This is a genomic window from Streptomyces sp. NRRL F-2580 (genome assembly GCF_000720115.1).
Lineage (GTDB): Bacteria > Actinomycetota > Actinomycetes > Streptomycetales > Streptomycetaceae > Streptomyces.
In genome coordinates, this window is record NZ_JOIR01000015.1 from 51,629 (window position 1) to 73,402 (window position 21,774).

Below are 21,774 nucleotides of genomic sequence, written 5' to 3' on the forward strand. Positions count from 1 at the left end.
ACCTCGATCCCTGGAGTGCCCCATGACCGGCACCACCGCGCAACCGACGTCCCGTGCCCGCTCCTGGTGGGGCTGGGGGTGGGCCGACGCCCATCCCGACGACGCCGAATGCGCCGCGATGGGCGCCCTCCTGCCCGGTACGCTCGCCCGCCCGCTGCCCGTACCCCGGGTGCGGGACCTGGGCATCGGGAGCTCCGCCGTTCAGCCTCCGCGGAGCCTCGCCCGACTGGTCACCGCCGATCCCGCGGACCGCGCCGCCCACGCCATGGGCAAGGCGTACCGCGACGTGATGCGCGCCCTGCGCGGGCGGCCCGGCCGCATCCCCGACCTCGTCGCCCGCCCCCTGGCCGACCAGGACGTGGCCGAGCTGCTGGACTGGGCCGGCGAGCGGCGGGTCGCCGTCGTCCCGTACGGCGGGGGCTCCTCGGTCACCGGGGGCGTGGAGTACCGCGGCGACGAGCACCGGGCGGTGCTGTCCCTCGATCTGACCGCCATGGGCCGCGTCCTGGAGGTCGACGCCGAGGGCCGGTCCGCCCGCATCCAGGCGGGCACCCTCGGGCCGAGCCTGGAGGACCAGCTGCGGCCGCACGGCCTCACCCTGCGGCACTTCCCGCAGAGCTTCGAGTTCTCCACCCTCGGGGGCTGGCTCGCCACCCGGGCCGGCGGCCACTACGCCACGGGCCGTACGCACATCGACGACTTCGTGCAGTCGATGCGCGTGGTCAGCCCGGCAGGCACCGGCGAATCCTGGCGGCTGCCCGCCTCCGGGGCCGGCCCCTCCCCCGACCGCCTGTTCCTGGGCTCCGAGGGGGCCCTCGGCATCATCACCGAGGCATGGGTCCGGGTGCAGGAACGCCCCCGCCACAAGGCCTCCGCCGCGGTCTCCTTCGCCGACTTCCACGACGCGCTCCGGGCGGTGCGCGCCCTCGCGCAGTGCGACCTCTCCCCCGCCAACTGCCGTCTGCTGGACGCCGGTGAGGCCGCGCTGTCGGGCGCGGCCCAGGACGGCTGCGCGGTGCTGGTGCTCGGTTTCGAGTCCGCGGACGAACCGGTGACCGGCCGACTAGAACGGGCCGTCGCCCTGGCCCGCTCGCACGGAGGCCGCGCCGAGGCGGCGAAAGGGTCCGGTGACGCGGCCGTGGGCGCCTGGCGTTCGGCCTTCCTGCGGATGCCCTACCTGCGCGACGGCCTGGCCAGGATGGGCGCCGTCGCGGAGACCTTCGAGACGGCCACCACCTGGGACCGGATCCCCGGCCTGATCGACGCGGTGCGCACCGAGGTCGGCGCGGCGGCGCTCAAGGCCACCGGACACCCCGCGACGGTCAACTGCCGTCTGACGCACGTGTATCCGGACGGCGCGGCCCCGTACTTCACCGTCCTCGCCGCCGGCCGGCCCGGCGACGAGGTCGCCCTGTGGGACGACCTCAAAGCCGTCGCGGGCGAGGTCCTGCACCGCCACCGGGCCACCATCACCCACCACCACGCCGTGGGCCGGGACCACCGCCCGGACTACGACCGCCAGCGGCCCGAGCCCTTCGCCCTCGCGCTGCGGGCCGCGAAGGGGGCGCTCGACCCGCACGGCATCCTCAACCCCGGCGTCCTCGTGGACTGACCGGACCCGTGGGCGGCGGTGGGGCCGGGTCCGCCGGGGGGCGGATCCGGCCCTCGGGCCGGCGTGCGCGGTCAGACGCGGTCGGCGGCGATCAGCATGTACTGGAAGGAACCGTCCTTGTAGGACTCGATGAACGCCTCCTCGATGCCGGTGACCAGCGAGGACGTGGCCCGCAGCTCCCAGTAGGGAAGCGTCTCGGGCGTCAGGTCGATGACGGCCTGCGGTACGAGACGGTTGTCGGCCATCGCGCGCAGGTACTCGCGGCGGGAGTGGATGTTGCACTCGAAGTGCGCGTTGATCTGCGAGACCCACTTCGAGGGCTGGCCGTACCGCGGGTTCCAGCAGCCGGTGATGGTCACGTAGCGGCCGCCGACCGCGAGGACGCGGGAGTGCTCGGCGAAGAGGTCGTGCAGGTCGACGTACATGCTCGACTCGTTGTTCCACGAGGCGGCGGCCCGCCCGGTCTCGAAGGGCGTGCTGAGCATGTTGCAGACGCGGGCGCGGACGTGGTCCTCGATGCCGAGTTCACGGGCGCGCCGGTTGGCGAAGTCGGCCTGCTTGGCCGACAGGGTGACGCCCTCGACCTTGCATCCGAAGCGCTGGTGGGCCATGACCATGGAGCCGCCGCGGCCGCAGCCGGCGTCGACGAGGGTGTCCTCGCGCCGGATGGGTCCGAGGTGGTTCAGGAGGACCTCGGCCTGCGCGGACTCCAGCCGGTGGAGCTCGGCGACCAGCTTCTTCTCGTACTCGCTGTCGCCGGCGTCGCCGAGGGCGGCGTGGTCGACGTCCCCGATTCCGTAGTGGTGGTGGTAAAGGCCGTCGACGTCGCCGAGCCGCAGGTTCACGGGCCTGGCCTCGTTGTTCCAGTAACGGGCGATGTCGCCCTGGTAGGGCGTCGCCGGGGAGGGAATGATCACGGAGGGGTCCGCGGATGTGGCGGTGGTGGTGAGATCGGTGCTAGTCACGGATAAGTCCGTCCTTACCAGAAGTCGGGCAGGCTGTAGCGATAGGTGTTGGTCTGGTGCCAGTAGTGGTTGCCGTCGACCCATACGGCCACGCCCCGCAGGAAGCGCGACACGCTCGGTACGGGACAGGCGGCCGCCAGGGCGGCGGCCTCGGCTTCGAACTCGTGCATGAGGTCGTTGTGGACCTCGACCGCCTTCAGGTAGGCCTCCTGCTCGGACATGTCCTCGCGTTCGGCGATCACCACGGGCAGGTTCAGGTGCCGGCCGGGGCCGGCGAGTTCCTTGGTGTAGGAGTACAGGTCGTTGACGATCGTGGTGGCGTTGCCCGCGAGCGCGATGACCCGCTGCATGGCGGTCTGAGCGTGGAGGTCCGCGGGCAGTTCGTAGCCGCCGACGGAGTCGGTGATGGTGGGGCAGGGGCGGAAGTTGTTGAACTGGCGCATCGCCAGGTACTCCCACACCTCGGGTACGTGGTCCGTCTGGGCCCACGCCGCCTCGGCGAGGTACCCCATGTGGAGACGGGCCATGTCGTGCCGGAACCGGTCGGCCTGGGAGGGGGTGGCCATCCGGAGGAAGTACTCCATGGCGGAGCGGTAGGCGCGGCGCGGCGCGTCCGAGTGGAGCGACTGCGCCCACTCCGGCTGGTACTCCTTCGTCGTGTGAAGGGGGTCGAGAGCGGTGTGCGCCAGCAGGAGGCGTCCGCCGAGGCCGATGGGCGAGCCGCCGTGGTCCTCGCAGTAGCAGTCGTCGACCGCGTTCTCGGCGACCATCAGCCGGGTGGCGAGCATCAGGTGCTCGATGCTGGGGGCGTCCGGATGGCAGGCGACCATGTAGCGCCCGACGGAGAATCCGTCGAACTCGCCCTCCCAGTCGTCGGGGTACAGGTCGACCTCGTCCACCGCCCAGTCCTTGATCCTGCGGCTGACCTCCTCCACCTGCGCGGGATCGGGCTCCGGGATCGGGTGGTGGTAGAGGCCGGGGATCGGATGGCCCGGCACCGGCTCCACGGGCGCCTCGGGCACCGCGGACGCGAGCGGCTCCTCGGGCCGGGCGGCCAGGTGCAGGCTCGCCGTGCCCAGCCCGCTGGGTCCGCGCAGGATCCGTTCCAGGGCCGGGCTCGCCTGCCGCGCGGCGGCGGCTCCGCCGTCGGATGCGGGTCCTGCCGCGGGCACGTGTACGGGCACATGGGCGGGCGCTCGTACGGGGACTTCCGCGGGCACGGTGGGCACCGCGGGCACGGCGCCGGCTGCCTCGGCCCCGGAGGCCATGGCGTTGGCGAAGAGGGGGGCCCCGAAACGGGCCGCGGCGGCAGGCAGGCTCGACTGCAGAGGGGAAGGCCCGGGCTCGGGCATCCGTGGCTCCTTGATGGGTGGGCGGGCTGTCCCGGACCGGGCACGCTCGGCCGGCCCGGGGCGATCCGGGCCGGCCCAGGGGGGCGTCGTGGGAGTCGGGGGTGGTGGTCGCGCTAGTCGCGCCTGCGGCCGATCTGCACGTTCTCCAGCACGCCGAGCGCGTCGGGCACCAGGATCGCGGCGGAGTAGTAGGCGGTGACCAGGTAGGAGATGATCGACTTCTCGTCGATGCCCATGAAGCGCACCGACAGGCCGGGTTCGTACTCCTCCGGCAGGCCGGTCTGGCGCAGGCCGATGACGCCCTGGTTGTCCTCGCCGGTTCGCATGACCAGCACCGAGCTGGTGTTCTCCTTGCTGATCGGGATCTTGTTGCAGGGCAGGATCGGGACCCCGCGCCAGGCCGGGACCTGCTGGCCGCCCACGTCGACGTGGTCCGGGTAGAGCCCGCGGGAGTTGAACTCGCGCCCGATGGCCGCGATCGTCCGGGGGTGGGCGAGGAAGAACTTCGAGCCGCGGCGACGGCAGAGCAGCTCGTCGAGGTCGTCCGGGGTGGGCGGGCCGGAGTGGGTCTGGATCCGCTGCTTGAAGGCGGCGTTGTGGAGCAGGCCGAACTCCCGGTTGTTGATCAGCTCGTGCTCCTGGCGCTCGCGCAGCGCCTCGATGGTGAGCCTGAGCTGCTCCTCCGTCTGGTTGTGCGGCCCGTTGTAGAGGTCGGCGACCCTGGTGTGGATCCGCAGTACGGTCTGCGCGATGGAGAGCTCGTACTCGCGGGGCTTGAGCTCGTAGTCGACGAAGGCACCGGGCAGTTCGGCCTCGCCCGTGTGGCCTGCCGACATCGCGATCTCGGCCTCGCCGTGCTTGTTCTGCCGCTGGTGCGGGAGCGAGCTGAACCGCTGGACGTGGGCCTGGAGGCCCGGCGCCCCGGACAGCACGGCGGCGAACTCGGCGCGGGACAGGGTGAGCAGGGTGCCGGGAGTATCGGCGGTGGCGGTGTAGTCCCACGTGGCGTCGGTGTCCAGCAGGGCGTTCTCACCGAACTGCTCGCCGTCGGCGAGTACGGCGACGGCGACCGCGTCGCCGTACTTGCCGACGGAGGTCTGGCGGATCCGGCCGTGGGCGATCAGGTGGATCTGGTCGGCGGGGGTGCCGCGCTCGACGAGCACCTCGCCGGTCCGGAAGTCGCGCTGGACGCACCGGCCGGCGATCGCGGCCAGCACCTCCTCGTCCTCGAAGCCGCGCAGCAGGGCCAGTTCGCCGAGCTCGCGGGGGATCACCCGGACGTCGCCGCCGTCCTGGATGAACTCGATGCGTCCGTCGCCGACGGTGTAGCTGAGCCGGCGGTTCACCCGGTAGGTGCCGCCCTTGGTCTCCACCCAGGGGAGCATCCGCAGCAGCCACCGGGAGGTGATCTCCTGCATCTGCGGGGCGGACTTGGTCGTGCTGGCAAGGTTTCGGGCGGCGGCCGTACTCAGGCTGGACTGCTGGGTCGGTTCCAGCTGCGCTTCCGGGCTCGTGTCAACGGTCATCGGTCCAGCTCTCCTTCGTAAGGGCGGCGATCGGCATACGTGCACGTCACCGGTGAAAGAGGAAAAAGAGGGGGAAATATTCGAGAATCCGTCCAGATCCCGGGGAACACTAACGGCGGGTACGACCGGCGGCCCCTGACACGCCGTCCTCATTACCTCGATGCAGTGGTCTTGACCCACACCACGTTTGCCCGGCCGACCGACAAGATCCAGCCGGGTCCAGCCCGCCGTCTGCGGGGTCGGGGCCGGGGCTCCAGGAGGCTGGTCGCGGAAACCCCGGCGGCACGGCCGGGCCACCGGGCGTTCGTGGACGTCCGCCCCGAGAAGAGCGAGCCCGATGCACGGGCGCAGGCCGTCGCCGGGTCCGCCGACGCCGCGGACGCGGCCGAGCTGATCGGCGTGCTCACCGCGTGGGGCGTCCCGCCCTCTCGCTTCGGCTGTCCCTGGGACAGCGACGACCCCAGGTAACCGAGGGGCCGCAGGCATGTCTGCCGCTCACGCGGCAGGGAGCTTTCCGGCCTCGCGGCCGTCGACGTACGTCGCCGCCACCTCGATGTCGCCGATGCGCGAGACGTCCACGCTGCGCGGGTCGTCGCCGAGTACGACCAGGTCGGCGCGTTTGCCCGGGGTGAGGCTGCCGGCCCGGTCCTCCCAGTGGCAGGCGTAGGCGCCGGCGACGGTGTACGCGTGCAGGGCCTCGTCCACGGTGATGCCCTCGTCCGGGCCGATCAGCCGGCCGGACGCGGACGCGCGCTCGACCATGAACTGGACGGCCCGCAGCGGGGAGCCGTCCGTCACCGGGCGGTCGGAGCTGCCGACCAGGGTGATGCCGTGGTCGAGGAATCCCCTGCCCCGGTAGAGCCAGGGCGCCCGCTCCGCGCCCGTGATCGCCGCGTAGTCGTCGCCGAAGCAGCGCAGGAAACTCGGTTGGACGACCGCGCTCACGCCCAGTCGGGCGATGCGCGGGAGCTGGTCGGGGCGGATCAGGCCGGCGTGCTCGATGCGGTGCCGGGCGCCGGGGCGGGGGCGCAGGCGCTGGGCGCGTTCCAGGGCGTCGAGGGCCACGTCGGCCGCGCGGTCGCCGATGGCGTGCACGGCGAGCTGCCAGCCGCCGAGGTGGCCGTCCACGATCGACTGGGCGAGCACCTCGGGGTCGTCCTGCAACTGGCCGGCGTGGTCCAGGCCTTCGTAGGGGGCGCTGAGGGCGGCGGTACGGGCCATCATGCCGCCGTCGGTGAAGATCTTGAGGGCGCCCACGGAGAGCCAGTCGTCGCCGAAGCCCGTGCGCAGGCCGAGGTCGAGGGCCTTGGGGATGCCGTCGGCCTCGTGCGCACCGGACGGCCGCAGCCGGTCGGCGGAGACCATCAGTTGGACCCGCAGCGGCAGCAGGCCCTTCTCGCGGGCGAGTTGGTAGGCGCCGAGCTCGACCGGGGTGTGGCCGAAGAGGGCGCCGCCGATGCCCGCCTCGGCGCAGGCGGTGATGCCCTCGGCCAGGCAGGTGCGGGCGGCGCGTCCGATGGACTCGGCGACCTCCTCCTGGGAGTACGGCAGCCTCAGGGCGCGGGCGGCGCCCATCGCGCCCTCGGCGAGGAAGCCGTTCTCGTGCGGGACGTCGGCGGCGAGCAGGTCCAGGACGGCGGTGTTGACGACGCAGCCGTGTCCGGAGTCGTGCAGCACGTACAGCTTGTGGCCCTGGCTGACGGTGTCCAGTTCGGCGGCCGTCAGGTGGCGCCCCAGCGCCCGCTGGTCGTAGCCGACGATGCTCACCCAGGCGCCGGGCGAGTTCTTCCGGGCGACGGCTTCCGCCACGACCGCGAGGGCGTCGTCGATCCGCGTGCAGCCCGCGATGCTGGTGGTGTTCTGGGTGAAGCCGGTCCAGGGCAGGTGCACGTGGGCGTCGATGAACCCGGGGAGCACCGTGGCGCCCTGGAGGTCGATCACCTCGCGCGCGGGCAGGGCGGCGACGGCCTCGTCCAGGCCGACGATCCGGCCCTGCCAGATGCCCAGTTGACGGGCGACCGGATGGTCCGGGTCCATGGTGAGGAAGCGGGCGTTGACGAGCTTGGTGCACAGCATGGGCGGTGTCGTCCCCCTGTGGGTGCCGGCCGGAGCGGGTCAGACCTCGATCGACCGTACGAGGGAACGGGGGCGCAGGTCGGTCCAGTTGGCCTCGATGAACTCCAGGCACGCCCCTCGGGTGTTCTCCTCGAAGACGGTCGTCCACCCGCCCGGCACCTCGGCGAAGGAGGGCCAGAGCGAGTGCTGGCCCTCGCCGTTCACCAGTACGAGGAAGCGGCCTTCGGCGTCGTCGAAGGGGTTGGTGCTCACGTCGGTACCTCCTGGGAACGTCGCAATTAGGTTAGGCTCGCCTAATTCCGAAGAGCTTAGTCTTTCCCCTTGCCGCTCACAAGGAGATCAGCATGTGCCTGACCGATCCCGTCTCCGGCCGCGGGGCCGGCACGGACCACTCCTTCGCCGCGTACGGACTGTCCGGCGAACCCGGCACCGAGGCGTTCTGGGCGGCAGCGGGGACACCCGCCTCCGTCCGTACGGACGACGGGAGTTGGGTGACCTTGTTCCTGTGGCGCGGCTCTCCGGCGACCATCGGGTTCGAGAGCTGGTCGGAGCCGGTGCCCCTGCGCCGGTGGGGCGGTACGGACTGCTGGTACGCCGAGGTCCCCATGCCCCCGCGGCTGCGCGTGAGCTACCAGTTCCTCGTCGACGGCACGGCGCACGCCGACCCCTTCAACCCGGCCGGCGCGGGCGGCGACCGGTCCGTCGCCGCGACCCCCGACGCTCCCGCCCAGCCGCACTGGCCCCTCATCGGCCCCTCGGACGTCCTGCCCCTCCCGCGCACCCGGCTCCGCTGGACCGGCGAACGGCTCGGCGGACGGCGCACCGTACGGGTCCACCCCGCGGGCGGTGGCGGACCGTTGGTCCTGCTGCTCGACGGGGACGACTGGCTGTACCTCCATCCGGCCGTGACCGCCTTCGACTCTGCCGTCACCGCCGGCGAGATGCCCCCCGTGACCCTGGTGTTCCTGCCGGTCCGGGACCGGGAGGCCGAGTTCGGGTGCCGGCGCGGGCTGTGGGAGGCGGTGCGGGACGAACTGCTGCCCCTGGTGGCGGAGACCGGTCTGCCCGCGGACCGGGACCGTCTGGTGGTCGCCGGGCAGAGCCTCGGCGGACTGAGCGCGCTGTACGCGGCGCTGGAGTTCCCGGACCTGGTGTCCCGGGTCGCCTGCCAGTCGGCTTCGTTCTGGTGGACGCCCGGCGCCCCGGACCCGGCGGACCCCTTGGGCGGCCCTGTCGGGGGCGCCCTCGCCGCGCGCCTGCGGGAGGGCCCCGATCTGTCCGGGCTGCGGATCGCCTTCGACGTGGGGGAACACGAAACCCGGATGCTGCCCCACTGCGAAGAGGTCGAGGCCCTGACCGAACGGGCCGGTGCGACCGTACGGGTGTCCCGCTCGGCGTCCGGCCACGACCGGGCGGGCTGGCGGCACGCCCTGCTCAGGGACGTCGCCTGGGCCCTCGGCTAGGCCGTCCCGCTCGGACCCCGCCGCTCAGCGGGCCACCGCCACGCAGTAGTCCTCGTCGGTGGCGAGGAGGTTGCGGTGGGTGTCCTCGGCGGTGATGACCCCGTCGTCCAGGACCAGGACGCGGTCGGCGGCGTCCAGGAGGGCGGGGCTGCCGGTGATCACCACGGTGGTGCGGCCCCGGCGCAGCTCCGCGATGTTGCGCGCGATGAGCTGCTCCGTGACCGCGTCCACGGCCGTCGTCGGATCGTGCAGGACGAGGATCTCGCTGTCGGCGGCGAGGGCGCGGGCCAGGGACAGCCGTTGGCGCTGTCCGCCGGAGAGGTTCGCGCCGCGGTCCCGGACCCCGTAGTCGAGCCCTTCGCGGTGGAGGGCGACGACGTCGGTCAGCATGGAGGCCTCGACCGCCTCGGAGAGCGTGCGGCTGGTGCCCGACGGGTCGATGTTCGTCCGGAGGGTGCCGGCGAAGATCTCCCCCTCGTACGGGTTCACCAGCATGTGCTCGCGGACCGCCTCGACCGACAGATCGGCGATGTCCTGCCCGCTGACCCGCACCACTCCCTCGTACGCGTCCGGCGGGACCTTGACGGCCAGGATCGAGGCGAGGTCGGCCGCGGCGCGCGGCTGGTAGACGGCGACCGCCACGAACTCGCCCGCCGGAACGCGGAACTTCAGCTCGCGCAGGGACCCGTACCGGACGCAGTCGATCTCCAGGTCCCCGCCCGCGGCCGGCCGCTCGGGCCCGGTGGCCGTCACCGGCGGGGCGGCCAGCACCAGTGCCATCCGCTCGGCCGAAGCGCGGGCCATCATCACGTACTTGGGCATGTCCGAGAACATCTTGAGCGGTTCCATGATGAACTGCGCCAGCCCGACGGCCATGACGAGTTCGCCGATGGTGATCCGGCCGTCGAAGGCCAGCCGGCCCGCCGTCAGGGTCACGGAGGCGGCGAGGACGGCGTTGAGGGCCGTGGCGGTGCCCGCGTACGCGCCGTTCGCGAGGGCCACGGTGACCGCCTGCTGCTTCGCCTCCGTGCTGACCTTCCGGTAGGACCGGAACGCGGCGTGGTTTCCGCCGAAACCGTGCAGCGGGCGCAGGCCGGTGATCAGGTCGGCGACCTTCGCGCCCGCCCGCGCGACCCGGGCCTGCTGTTCGCGGGTGCTGGAGCCGATCCGTTTGGACATCACGCTCAGGATCGACAGGATCGCGACGGTGCCCACGATCACCAGCAGGCCGAGCCGGAGGTCGGCCAGTCCCAGCGCGACCGCCGCGACCAGCACGGCGACCAGCGAACTGATCAGCAGCGGCACCACCTCGATGATGTCGGCGGTCTGGTCGGCGTCCTCGGTGGCGATGGTCAGCACCTCGCCGGACTTGAGGTCCACGTCCCTGGCCACCGGCTGGAGTCCGCAGTCCGCGACGCGCACCCGCCAGCGGTGCGCCTCGGTCGTGTTGGCCTTCTGCAGGATGCGCATGCCGAACCGCCACGACAGCGACACGGTCGTGATGATCACGGCCAGTACGGCGATCGCAGCGGCGAGCGCGCCGAGGCTGCGCTCCCCCCGCATCGTGTGCTCGACGATCAGGCCGAGCGCGATGGGGAAGGCGGTCTCACCGGCCTGGTAGAGGCCCATGAGGACGGTGCCCCAGGTCATGGCGCCGACGTTGCGGCGCAGTGCGGTGCGCAGGATGTCGGACCCCGCGTGGGGCCGCTGCGTGTCAGGAGTCTTCATCGAGGTGGCGGGCAATCGCTTCCGGGGTGCGCAGGGAGAACAGATCACGGATCGTGATCACTGGACCGTACTCGCGGCGGAGCAGCCCGATCAGCCGCACCGCCAGCATGGAGTGCCCTCCGAGGGACACGAAGTCGCTCACCGCGCTCACCTCGTCGTCGTCCAGGTCGAGTGCCTCCGCGAAGTACTCGCACACGACGGTCTCGGTCTCCGTCTCCGGGCCGCGCTCCCCCGCCGTCGTCAGCGCTCCGAGCGGCTTGGCCTCCGGCAGGGCCTTGGTGTCGGCCTTCCCGTTCACGGTCAGGGGGATGGCGTCGACCTGCGCGTAGTGGGTCGGACGCAGGAAGTCCGGCAGTGCGGCGCCCACTTCGGCGGCGACCGCGGCCAAGTCGCGTCCGTCCAGCACGAGGTAGGCGGCCAGCCGGTGGGCGCCGTCGACCTGCGGGTCGGGCTGGGCGACCGCGGCGGCGAACCGTACGGCCGGGTGCGCGGCGAACGCCGCCTCGACCTCGCCGGGTTCGACCCGGTGGCCCCGGATCTTGACCTGCTGGTCGGTGCGGCCGAGGTACACCAGGTTCCCGTCGGGCCGCCGCAGCACGAGGTCGCCGGTGCGGTACATCCTCTCGCCGGGGGCGCCGAACGGGCAGGCGACGAACCGGTCCGCGGTCTGGCCGGGCCGGCCGAGGTAGCCGCGGGCGATGCCGATGCCCGCCACGTACAGCTCACCGGGGACCCCGTCCGGCAGCGGGCGCAGCCACGGGTCCAGCACGTACACGTCGGTGTTGTCGATGGCCATGCCGACCACCGGGTCCTGGCATTCGAAGGTGCCGACGCCGAGCGTGTTGATGGTGTACTCGGTGGGGCCGTACAGGTTGTAGCCGACGGTGCCCTCGGTCTCGGCGAGGCGCTGCCACAGGGCCGGGGTGACGGCCTCGCCGCCCAGCAGCACCAGCGCCGGCCGCCGCGACGGGTTGTCGAGCAGGCCCTCGGCCACCAGCTGCTGGGCGTAGGTGGGGGTCACGTTGACGACGTCGATCCCGTGTTCGAGGCAGTACTCGGCCAGCCGGGGGGCGTCGCGGCGCAGTTCCTCGTCGCAGATGTGCACCTCGTGGCCGTCGGCGAGCCACAGCAGCTCCTCCCACGACATGTCGAAGGCGAAGGACACGGTGTGCGCGATGCGGAAGACCCGGTGGCCGTGCTCGGCCAGCACCGGCTCGAAGATCCGGCGCCGGTGGTTGATCAGCATGTTGGTGAGCCCGGCGTACTCGGTCACCACGCCCTTCGGGCGCCCGGTCGATCCGGAGGTGTAGATCGTGTACGCGGGGTGCCGCAGGCGGTCCGGGTCGTCCGGGGCGTACGTCACGAAGGGTTCGGCCTCGGGGAGGGGCCGGTCCAGTTCGATCAGGTCGCCGGTCAGCCGGGGGGACACGGCGCTGACGGTGAGGATGACATCGGGGCGGGCGTCCGCGACGATCGCCGCGATCCGCTCGTCCGGGTGGTCGAGCTCCAGCGGCACGTACGCGGCGCCGGTGCGCAGCACGGCGAACAGCGCCACGATCGAGTCGAGTGAGCGCGGGATCGCGAGGGCCACCGTCGTCTCGGGGCCGATGCCGCGGCGGGCGAGCACGCCCGCCACCTCGCGGCTGCGGTCCCGGAGGCCGGCGAAGGTCAGGGTCCGGCCGTGGGCGACGAGTGCGACCCGCCGCGGGTCACGGTCCGCCGCCCGGTCGAAGCGGTCGACGACGGTGTCCGTGCCGATGTCCGTGCGGTCGGCCGGGGCGGGCCGCGGCTCCAGGCCGGGCAGCGCGCCGAGCGGGCCGGTAGAGCGGGCCAGGCCGTCGAGCACGCGCAGGTAGTCGTCGAGGAGCCGGCGGGCGGCCTGCGTGTCGTGGTCGCGGTACTCCAGCTTGACCGTGAGCCGGTCGCCGGGCGTGACGACCCAGGTGAAGGGGTAGTGCGTGGAGTCGTCGGCGCGCACCGCGGTGATGCCGTGCCGGGCGTTCATCGCGGCGAAGGCATCCATGTCCAGGAAGTTCTGGAGCACGAACAGGTTGTCGAAGAGCGCGTCGTGGCCACTGGCCCGCTGGATCTCGCCGAGCCCGAGGTGCTCGTGCTCCATCGCCGCGACCCTGGCCGCCTGTACGGCCGACAGGTACGCGCCGGCCGTGTCGCCCGGCCGGGCCCGCGTCCACATGGGCACGGTGTTGAGGAGTACGCCGACGATGCCGGACAGGCCCTCGCCCTCGCGGCCGGAGACGGTCACGCCGAACACGGCGTCACCGCGGCCGGTGCGTGCGCCGAGGAGCAAGCCGAACGCGCCGGTCAGTACGGAGTTCAGCGTGACGCCGTGCGACCTGGCCGCCTCCCGCAGCAGTTCCGACTCCTCGGTGGAGAGCGTGTGCACGAGCGTGCGGGGCAGGTCGTCGACGAGGGCCGGAGCCGGTCCGGCGAGCAGCGTCGGGCCCGGGAGGCCGGTCAGGTGCTCCGCCCAGAAGCGTTCCGATACGGCCGCGTCCCTGGCGTCGAGCGCACGGGCGTAGTCCTCGAAGCTCGGCGCCGCCGGGGCCGGGGGCGTCAACTCGTCCGCGACGGCGGCCTCGTAGGCGTCGAAAAGGTCCCGCAGCACGATCTCGCGGGACCAGCCGTCCCACAGCAGCAGGTGGTAGCTCAGCAGGAGGCCGTCACGGCCGTTGGGCCGCCGCACCACGGTCAGCCGGATCAACGGCGGCTCACCCGGGTCGAATCCCGTGTCCCGGTCGCGGGCGAGCAGAGCCTCGACCTCCGCGTCCGTGGCGAGGTCGAGCGTGCGCACGCCGACCCGCCGGCCCGCGGCGAGGACCTGCACGGCGTTTCCGTCGTCGTCGGTGGTGAATCCGGCGCCCACCACCGGGTGCCTCGCGATCACCCACGCCATCGCCTCGGCCAGTGCGTCGGTGTCCAGGCGCCGGTCGAAGGCGAACCAGCTCTGCGCGACGTAGTGGCCGGCCGGGCCCGCCAGCTGGGCCTGGAAGAACAGACCGCGTTGGAGCGGGGTGACCGGCGCCGTGCGCTCGGCGGTCGTGGCGGCGTCCGCGATGCGTTCCACTGCCCGCCGCCAGTGCCCGGTGATCTCGTCGGGTACGCCCTCGGCGAGGGTGAAGGCCGCGTGCAGGCTGCCGGTGGCCGCGTCGGTCCAGGCGTTGACCTCCACGGCGTACGGGCTGCCCCGGTCCGCACCGGTGAGGTGCAGGGCCTGGGACTCGTCGCCCCGGCCGAGGTAGTTGAACAGCACCTGCGGGCGGGCGTCCAGCAGGGGGGCGGTCTGCGGGTTGAGGTACCTGAGCTGTCCGTACGCGACGTGCGCGTGCTCGTCCGGCTGCCGTTCGGCCACCTCGCGGGCCGCTGCCACGGGGTCGGTGTGCGCGCTGAGCCGTACGGGCGCGATGGAGGTGAACCAGCCGACCGTACGGGTGTAGTCGTGGTGGGGCAGCGCCGGGACCCGGCCGTGCCGCTCCAGCTCGACGGCGAGGTCGGTGGGCGTGGGCTGTACGTGGGTCAGTGCGGTGCGCAGCGCGCCGCACAGCAGCTCGGTGAGCCCGACGCCGAGTGCGGCGGGCGCGGTACGCGTGATGAGGTCGCTGACCTCGGGCGGGAGCACGACCGTGGTCTCGCGCGGCCCCTCGACGGCGGGCAGCAGCGGGGGCGCCTGGAGCGTGGTGATCCAGTGCCCGAGGTCGTCGGTCACGTGGGCGGACCGGGACGCGAGGGCCTGCGCGTACTCGGCGTAGGAGGTGGTCGGCGGCGCGAGGTCCGTGCCGCGCAGGGCGGCGGCCAGGTCGTCGAGGAGGACCAGCCAGGAAACCGCGTCGACGGCGAGGTGGTGCACGGTGACCACCAGGGTCCGGCTCGCCTCCAGCCAGGTGAAGGCGATGACCTTCCCGGCCTCGGGATCGAGCCGTCCGGCGGCCTCGTTCGCGGCGGCCGTGGCCGCGGTCGCCGGATCGGTCGTCGCATCGGTCGCCGGACCGGTCGTCGCATCGTTGGTCGCATCGGTGGCGCCGGTGGCGTCCGCCCGTACGACGGTGACCGCGCGGGCGGGTTCGGTGCGCAGGGCCCACACCCCGTGTTCGACGCGCAGCCGCAGCCGCAGGGCGGGGTGGGCCGCCACGACGGCCTCCGCGGCACGCCGGGCGTCGGCGAAGCCGGTGCCCTCGGCCGCCACGATTGCCCGGGCCTGGGCGAACCGGGCGAGGGAGCCACCCAGTTCGCGCTGGCGCAGGATGATCGGTGTGGGCGTCAGCGGCCCGTCCTCGCGGACGGCGGGTGCGGGTGCGGGTGCGGGTGCGGGTGCGGGCTCCGCGATCTGCGGGGTGCTCGCCGCCAAATGTTCGGCGAGGGCGCGGGGTGTCTTGAGCAGGAACACGTCCCGTGGCGCGATCGCGAGGCCGAGCCCCCTGGCCCGGTTGACCACGGTGATCGCGAGGATGCTGTCGCCCCCGGCCCGGAAGAAGTCGCAGTCACCGTCCACGGCGACACCGGGCAGCGTGTCGGTGAAGATGCCGACCAGCGCGGCGAGTGCCGAGCCGGTCGCGGCCACCGGGGTGTCGTGGTGCGCGGCCCGCTCGGCCAGGGCCTCGCGGTCCAGTTTGCCGTTGACCGTCAGCGGCAGGGCGTCGGCCGGGAGGAATAGGCCGGGCACCATGTGCGCGGGCAGCTTCGCGGACAGGAGACGGGTGAGGGCGGTCGCGTCGTCGGGGACGCGGCCCACGACGTGCGCGACGAGGTGGTCGCCGCTGTCCGCCACGGTCACGGCGACGTCGACCACGCCGTCGAGCTCCCTGATCGCGGACTCCACCTCGCCGAGCTCGATGCGGAAGCCCTTGAGCTGCACCTGGTCGTCGGCGCGGCCGGCGAACTCCAGCTCGCCGTCGAGGGTGCGGCGGGCCAGGTCGCCCGTGTGGTACATGCGGGAGCCGCCGCCCGCGAACGGGTCCGCCACGAACCGGCCCGCGGTGAGACCCGGCCGGCCCAGGTAGCCGAGTGACACCTGGTCGCCGGCGACGTAGATGGCACCCACCCGGCCCGGCGGCACGGGCCGGAGCCGGTCGTCGAGCAGGTAGGTGACCAGGCCGGGGATCGGGGCGCCGATCGGGCTGGCCTCGTCGCCGGGGCCGAAGTCCCCGTCGGTCAGGACCCGGTGGGTGACGTGAACGGTGGTCTCGGTGATGCCGTACATGTTGACCAGCTCGGGCGTGGTGGTGCCGTGCCGCTCGACCCAGCCGCGCAGTCGGCCGAGGTCGAGCGCCTCGCCCCCGAAGACGATCCGGCGCAGTGCGGGGAGCGGCTCGCCGGCCTGCCGGTCGGCCTCGATGAACTGGTGGAAGGCCGAGGGGGTCTGGTTGAGCACGGTCACGGCGCGCTCGCGCACCAGCCGGTGGAAGTCCACCGGGGAGCGGGTCAGCGCGTAGTCGGGCACCAGCAGCTCGGCGCCGTGCGTGAGCGCGCCCCACAGCTCCCAGACCGCGAAGTCGAAGGAGTACGAGTGGAACTGGACCCACACGTCGTGCGGGCCGAAGTCCATGCCGGGCGGGGTGTTCGCGAGCAGGGTCACCACGCTGGAGTGCGGGACGACGACCCCCTTCGGCCTGCCGGTCGATCCGGACGTGTAGATCACGTACGCGGGATCGTGCCAGTCGACCTCGGCCGAGGGCGCGGCGGCTGGGGCAGCCTGCGGCGCCTCGTCCCCCTGCACGAGTACGCGGGCCGGCACGCCCGCGCGGTCCAGCAACCGTACGAAGCGGTTCCGCTGTTCACGGTTCACGAGCACGACCTGCGGTGCGGCGTCGGCGAGGACGTACTCCAGCCGTTCGTCCGGGTACGCGAGGTCGAGGGGTACGTACGCGCCGCCCGCGGTGACGATGGCGACCAGCGCGACGACCTGCTCCAGGGAGCGGGGCACGGCTACGGCGACCCGTTCGCCCGGACCGACGCCGGCCGCGCGCAGCACGGAGGCCAACTCGTCCTTGGCCGAGGCCAGTTCTCCGTAGGTCAGGGACCGGACTGCGCCGTCGAGGGCGCACTGGGTGACGGCGGCCCCGGCCGGGTCCCGGTGCGCGGCGGCGTCGAAGAGCGCGCCCAGGGTCGTGGGGGTGATCCGCTGCGGGCGCCGGGCGTCCTCGGGCGCCAGATCGTCGACCAGGTCGTCCGGGCGGGTGAGCAGACCGGTGAGGGTGTGGGTGAAGGTCCGCAGGATCGCGCGTGCGCTCGCCTCCCGCAGCAGCGCGCCGTCGTAGATGAGGTTGAAGCGCGGTCGGCCGTCGGGGGCGCGTTCCACGACGAGCGTCAACGGGTAGTGCGGGGCGCCTTCGTTGACGATGCCGGTGACGGCCAGGGTGTCGTCGGGTCCCCGCAGACCCGCCACGTCGGTCGCGACGTCGAAGACGACCAGGGTGTCGAAGAGCGGTCCGGCGCCGGCCTGGCGGCCGATGCGCGCCAGCGAGACGTGCTGGTGCGGCAGCACCGCGCTCTGGTGTTCCCGTACGGCGGCGAGCAGCTCGCGTGCCGTGGTGTGCGCGGCCCACCGGGCGCGCAGGGGAATGGTGTTGATGAACAGGCCCACCATGTCGGCGATGCCGGGCACGTCCGCGTCCCGCCCGGACACCGTGGAGCCGAACACGACGTCCCGGCCGTACGGTTGTGTGTCGCGCGAGTTCGTGGCGCGGGCGTCCGTGCCGTGCAGGACGCCGCCCAGCGTCACCGCCCAGGCACTGTGCACGGCCACGCTCAGCGGTACACCGGCCGACCGGACGGCCTCGTCGATGTCGTCCTCGGACTCCACGGCCGTGTCGGCGAACCGGTCGGACGGCGTGTGCCCCTCGGCGACCAGCGAGGGGCCGGGCAGCTCGGCGAGCTGCTCGCGCCACACGCGGTCGCTCTCGTCCTCGTCGCGCCCGGCGAGCCAGTGCACGTAGTCCGCGAAGCCGCCGAGCGGGTACACGGTGCCGGGTGCGTGGTACTCGGCCAGCAGGGCGCGGAGCATCGGGGGCACCGACCAGCCGTCGGCGATGATGTGGTGCACGGTCTGCACCAGGACGGTGCGGCCGGCGCCCGCGCGGATGAGCGTGTACCGCATCAGCGGGCCGGTGGCCAGGTCGAAGCCCGCGCGACGGTCCCGCTCGGCGAGGTCGCGGATCTCCTCGTCGGTGATGCCGGGGCGGTGCAGCGTGGTGAACGGGGCCCGCGCACCGCTTTCCAGTACGGCGACGACCCGGCCGTCGGCGAGGGCCGTGAACCGCGCGGCCAGGTTGGGGAAGAGCGTGAGCAGGCGGGTGGCGGCCGCCGCGAGCCGGGCGGGGTCCACCTCCCCCTCCAGCGTCAGCAGCTGCTGCTCCACGTAGCTGCCCGCGGAGTCGTCGTCGAAGACCGAGTGGAAGTACAGGCCCTCCTGGAGGGGGGTCAACGGCAGGACGTCCCGCAGGGACGGGCGGTCCAATTCGTCGACGTCGGCCTGGGTGAGCTCCACCAGGGCGAAGTCGCTGGGAGAGTGGCCGCCCTGGTCGAGTGCGGCCAGCCCGGCCAGGGCCTCCCGGAAGTACCGTCCGATGGTGGCGATGTCCTCGTCGGTGAACATCCCGTCGGGCCAGGAGATGGTGGTGGTCAGTTCGTACGCGCCGGCCGACGAGGCGGGTTCGGCGATCGCGTTGAATTCCAGGGCGCGCGGCAGCCGCATCCGCGGATCGCGCCGCTCCCCCAACTGGCTGGTGCGTAACGCAAGTTCCCAGTCCCCGCAGGCTCCTGCGTCGAAGCGGCCCAGGTAGTTGAACAGCACCTGGGGTGCGGGCGTGTCGGACCCGCTGCCGCCGTTCAGGTAGCGCAGGACCCCGTAGGAGAGGCCGTTGCCCGGTACCCGGGCGAGGTCCTCCTTGACCGCCTTGAGGGCGGCGGCCAGGTACGCGGGGGCGGTGAGGTCGGCCGCCGGTCCGGGGTCGACGGTCACCGGGAAGAGGGTGGTGAACCAGCCCACGGTCCGGGAGAGTTCGGGTTCGAAGCCGGCGGTCTGCGCCACGAGGTGCCCTTCGCGGCCGTGGCCCTCCAGTTCGATGTGCGCGAACGTCTGGTCCTGTCCGAGGTCGCGGCGCCACCGGGCGAGGGTGACGGCGAGCGCGGTGAGCAGTACGTCGTTGACGCCCGCGTGGAACCTGGCGGGGATCTCGCCCAGCAGGGCGGCCGTGACCTCGGGGCCGACCGAGACGGTCGTCACCCGCTCCCGCTCGACGGTGTCGGTCCCGGCCGGCGCCCGCCTGCCCAGCGGCGCGTCGGGCCCCGGCAGGGCGCGCCGGTAGTGGGCGCGGTCGGCGTCGAACGCCGTGCGCTCCAGCAACTGTGTCCACCGCCGGAACGAGGTTCCCACCGGGGGCAATTCGACGGGCGCGCCCGAGGCGTACCGCTGCCACGCCGTGGCGAGGTCTTCCCGCAGGATCCGCCAGGACACGCCGTCGATCACCACGTGGTGGACGACCACGACCAGCTGGCGTGCCGCCCGGCGCCAGACGGCCCGCAGCATCACGCCGTTGTCGGGGTCCAGCCCGGCGGTGGCGAGGGCGACGCACGCGTCGAGCGGCAGGTCGTCCCTCTCCTGCCACCCCGCCGCGGTCCCGCCTGGCTCCGGGATGTCGAAGCTCCAGCGGTCGCCGCGCACCAGCCTGGCGCGCAGCATGTCGTGCCGTGCGACGACGGCGGTGAGGATCTCGTCGAGGGCGTCGGCGGTCAGGTCGGCCGGGGTGTTCAGCACCACCGACTGGACGAAGCCGTCGATGGCGTCGGTGGTCTCGCCGAGCCATCGGAGGACGGGCGATCCGGCGACGGAACCGGTCGCGACGTCGCCGTGGTCCACGGCGGCCGCGCCCTCGCGGCTCGCCACCGCCGCGAGGGCGCCGATGACGCTGTTGGTGAAGATCTGCCGGGGTGTGACGTGCAGGCCCACGGTGCGCAGCGCGCTCAGCAGCGAGATGGCCAGGAGGCTGTCTCCGCCGAGCTGGAAGAAGTCCTGGTCGACACCGACCTCGTCCAGTCGCAGCAGCGCCGCGACCGCCGCGCACACCAGGCGTTCGTTCTCGGTGGCCGGCGCGGCGAGCGGGCCCGCCGCAAGGTCGGGTTCCGGCAGCGCGCCGCGGTCGAGCTTGCCGTTCGCGGTGAGCGGGAACTCCTTCATCACGACGATGTGGGTGGGCACCATGTACGCGACCAGGTGCGCGGCGGCCCACGCCTTGACCTCGTCCGCCCGCAGGTCCTCGCGGCCGGCGGCCGGGATCACGTACCCCACGAGGTAGGTGCCCCCGGCCGTGTTCTTCTTCGCGAGGACGCAGGTGTGGCGCACGTCGGGGTGTTCCGCGAGGCCGACCTCGACGTCCTCGATCTCCAGGCGCATGCCGCGGATCTTGATCTGGTTGTCGGCGCGGCCGAGGAAGTCCAGCGATCCGTCCGGGGCGAAGCGTGCGAGGTCGCCGGTCCGGTACAGCCGGGACCCGTCCCCGGCGAAGGGGTTGGCGACGAAGCGGGAGGCGGTCAGGCCCGGCGCCCCCACGTATCCGCGCCCCAGGAGGAACCCTCCGACGTACAGTTCGCCGCCGACCCCGACCGGGACCGGGCGCAGTTCTGCGTCCAGGACGTACAGCTGGGTGTTGGGGTTGGCCTTGCCGATCGACGTCGACAGGCGTTCCGCGGCGCCCCGGTAGATGACGTGCGAGACGCCGATCGTCGTCTCGGCCGGGCCGTAGCCGTGGTACATGGGTATGTCGAGCCGGGTGCGGAACCGTTCGTACAGCTCCGGGGTCAGCACCTCGCCGCCGCACCACACGTGCCGCAGGCTGTCGAGCCGGCCGGAGTCGCCCGCGATCTCCAGCAGCACGTCCAGCATGGACGACACGAGGTAGGTGAAGGTGACGCGCTGCTCGGCGATCACGCCGAGGAGGTGGTGCGGGTCGCGTTCGCCGCCGGGGCGCAGGACCACCAGCCGGCCGCCGGACACCAACGGCAGGAAGATCTCGTTGATGGAGATGTCGAAGGACAGCGGCGCCTTGAACAGCGCGGCGTCGTCGTGGCCGAAGCCCAGGATCTCGTCGACCTGCCACAGCAGGCGCTCGCTGATCGCTTCGTGCCGGATCATCGCGCCCTTGGGCCGGCCGGTCGAACCGGACGTGAAGATGACGTAGGCGAGCGCGTTGCCGGGGACGGTGATCCCGGTGCCGTCGCCCGGGTAGGAGCCGTACGTCCAGTCGCCGAGGTCGACGACCACGGCCGGAGGCTCGCCCGGGTCGTGCTCGCCCGGACCGGCCAGTCGCAGGACGACGCGGGCGTCGTCGATGACGACGGCCCGGCGCGCGGCGGGCCACTGCGGGTCGAGGGGGACGAACGCGGCCCCCGCCTGGAGCACGGCGAGCAGGCCGATCACCATCTCGGCGGAGCGGCTCAGGGAGATGCCGACGACCTGCTCGGCGGTGATGCCGCGTTCGATCAGGTGATGTGCCAACTGGCTTGATAATTCAGCTACGTGACCGTACGTCAGCGAGCGGCGCTCGTCGACGACGGCGACGGCGTGCGGTCGGGTCCGGGCTTGCTCGCGGAACAGCTCCACGATGGTCGGGCGGACCCGGTCGGCCCCGGTGTCGTTCCACTCGGCGAGGCTCGCGAGCCGCGCCGCCGCACTGGACGGGGCGATGCTGCCGAGGGACCGGTCCGGGAAGTCGGCCAGGTCGTCCAGCGCGAGCTGCGCGTCGGTCACCGCGACGCCTTCGGGGACGGCGATGCTCCGGCCGTCCGCGCCGACCTCCCAGCCGGGGGCCCCGGCACCGCCGTGGTCGGCCCAGCCGAGGACGTCGGCGAACAGGGTGCCGGGGGTGAGTTCCATGCCGTCCGGGCTGCTGCCCGTCGCCCAGTACGACAGCCCGATGGCGCACGCGTGGGCGATGGTCCGGTCGGAGTGGTCGCCTGTTCGGCGGCGCACCCCGGCCAGGCGCGTGGGAGAAAGCCGCACGAGACGAGCGGTCGGTTCCGTCATCGAAGACTCAACGCCCC

Annotated in this window: 10 protein-coding genes; 3 read left to right on the top strand and 7 right to left on the bottom strand. The window is 73.0% G+C overall.

Features of this window, described 5'->3' with window-relative positions:
* Positions 1 to 22: 22 nt before the first annotated feature.
* The gene (locus IF88_RS0118815; protein WP_030713204.1) at positions 23 to 1,612 is read left to right on the top strand and encodes an FAD-binding oxidoreductase; all 1,590 of its coding nucleotides are present in this window, start codon (positions 23 to 25) and stop codon (positions 1,610 to 1,612) included.
* Between the two features lie 71 nt (positions 1,613 to 1,683).
* On the opposite strand, the gene IF88_RS0118820 is transcribed toward IF88_RS0118815, so the two are convergent.
* From IF88_RS0118820 to IF88_RS0118830, 3 genes are all read right to left on the bottom strand, one after another.
* Entirely contained in the window at positions 1,684 to 2,577 is an 894-nt protein-coding gene (locus IF88_RS0118820) for a geranyl diphosphate 2-C-methyltransferase (protein WP_030713207.1), read from the bottom strand.
* A 14-nt stretch (positions 2,578 to 2,591) separates the two neighbouring features.
* On the bottom strand, positions 2,592 to 3,929 hold the full coding sequence (locus IF88_RS0118825; RefSeq protein ID WP_030713210.1) for a family 2 encapsulin nanocompartment cargo protein terpene cyclase: 1,338 nt from the start codon (positions 3,927 to 3,929) through the stop codon (positions 2,592 to 2,594).
* Positions 3,930 to 4,042: 113 nt separating this feature from the next.
* Positions 4,043 to 5,455 (bottom strand): family 2B encapsulin nanocompartment shell protein, encoded by a 1,413-nt coding sequence (locus IF88_RS0118830; protein ID WP_030713214.1) that lies wholly within the window; start codon positions 5,453 to 5,455, stop codon positions 4,043 to 4,045.
* A 306-nt stretch (positions 5,456 to 5,761) separates the two neighbouring features.
* Here IF88_RS0118830 and IF88_RS47300 point away from each other — a divergent pair, with 306 nt between their 5' ends.
* Positions 5,762 to 5,923, top strand: a complete 162-nt coding sequence (locus tag IF88_RS47300) for a hypothetical protein (RefSeq protein WP_199808097.1) — start codon at positions 5,762 to 5,764, stop codon at positions 5,921 to 5,923.
* Between the two features lie 27 nt (positions 5,924 to 5,950).
* Here IF88_RS47300 and IF88_RS0118840 read toward each other — a convergent pair whose 3' ends face one another.
* Both IF88_RS0118840 and IF88_RS0118845 read right to left on the bottom strand, forming a co-directional pair.
* Positions 5,951 to 7,531 carry an amidohydrolase gene (locus IF88_RS0118840; protein ID WP_030713217.1) on the bottom strand — a complete coding sequence of 527 codons (1,581 nt, stop codon included), beginning with the start codon at positions 7,529 to 7,531 and terminating at the stop codon, positions 5,951 to 5,953.
* A gap of 39 nt (positions 7,532 to 7,570) precedes the next feature.
* Entirely contained in the window at positions 7,571 to 7,783 is a 213-nt protein-coding gene (locus IF88_RS0118845; protein ID WP_030713220.1) for an MbtH family protein, read from the bottom strand.
* A 92-nt stretch (positions 7,784 to 7,875) separates the two neighbouring features.
* Here IF88_RS0118845 and IF88_RS0118850 point away from each other — a divergent pair, with 92 nt between their 5' ends.
* A complete protein-coding gene (locus IF88_RS0118850) occupies positions 7,876 to 8,994 on the top strand; it encodes an alpha/beta hydrolase-fold protein (protein ID WP_030713228.1) in 1,119 nt (372 codons plus the stop codon).
* A gap of 24 nt (positions 8,995 to 9,018) precedes the next feature.
* Here the strand turns inward: IF88_RS0118850 and IF88_RS0118855 are convergent, their stop codons facing one another.
* Both IF88_RS0118855 and IF88_RS0118860 read right to left on the bottom strand, forming a co-directional pair.
* On the bottom strand, positions 9,019 to 10,722 hold the full coding sequence (locus tag IF88_RS0118855; RefSeq protein ID WP_030713232.1) for an ABC transporter ATP-binding protein: 1,704 nt from the start codon (positions 10,720 to 10,722) through the stop codon (positions 9,019 to 9,021).
* Positions 10,709 to 21,757, bottom strand: a complete 11,049-nt coding sequence (locus IF88_RS0118860; RefSeq protein WP_030713235.1) for a non-ribosomal peptide synthetase — start codon at positions 21,755 to 21,757, stop codon at positions 10,709 to 10,711. The genes IF88_RS0118855 and IF88_RS0118860 overlap by 14 nt, the downstream gene beginning before the upstream one ends.
* Positions 21,758 to 21,774: the final 17 nt, after the last annotated feature.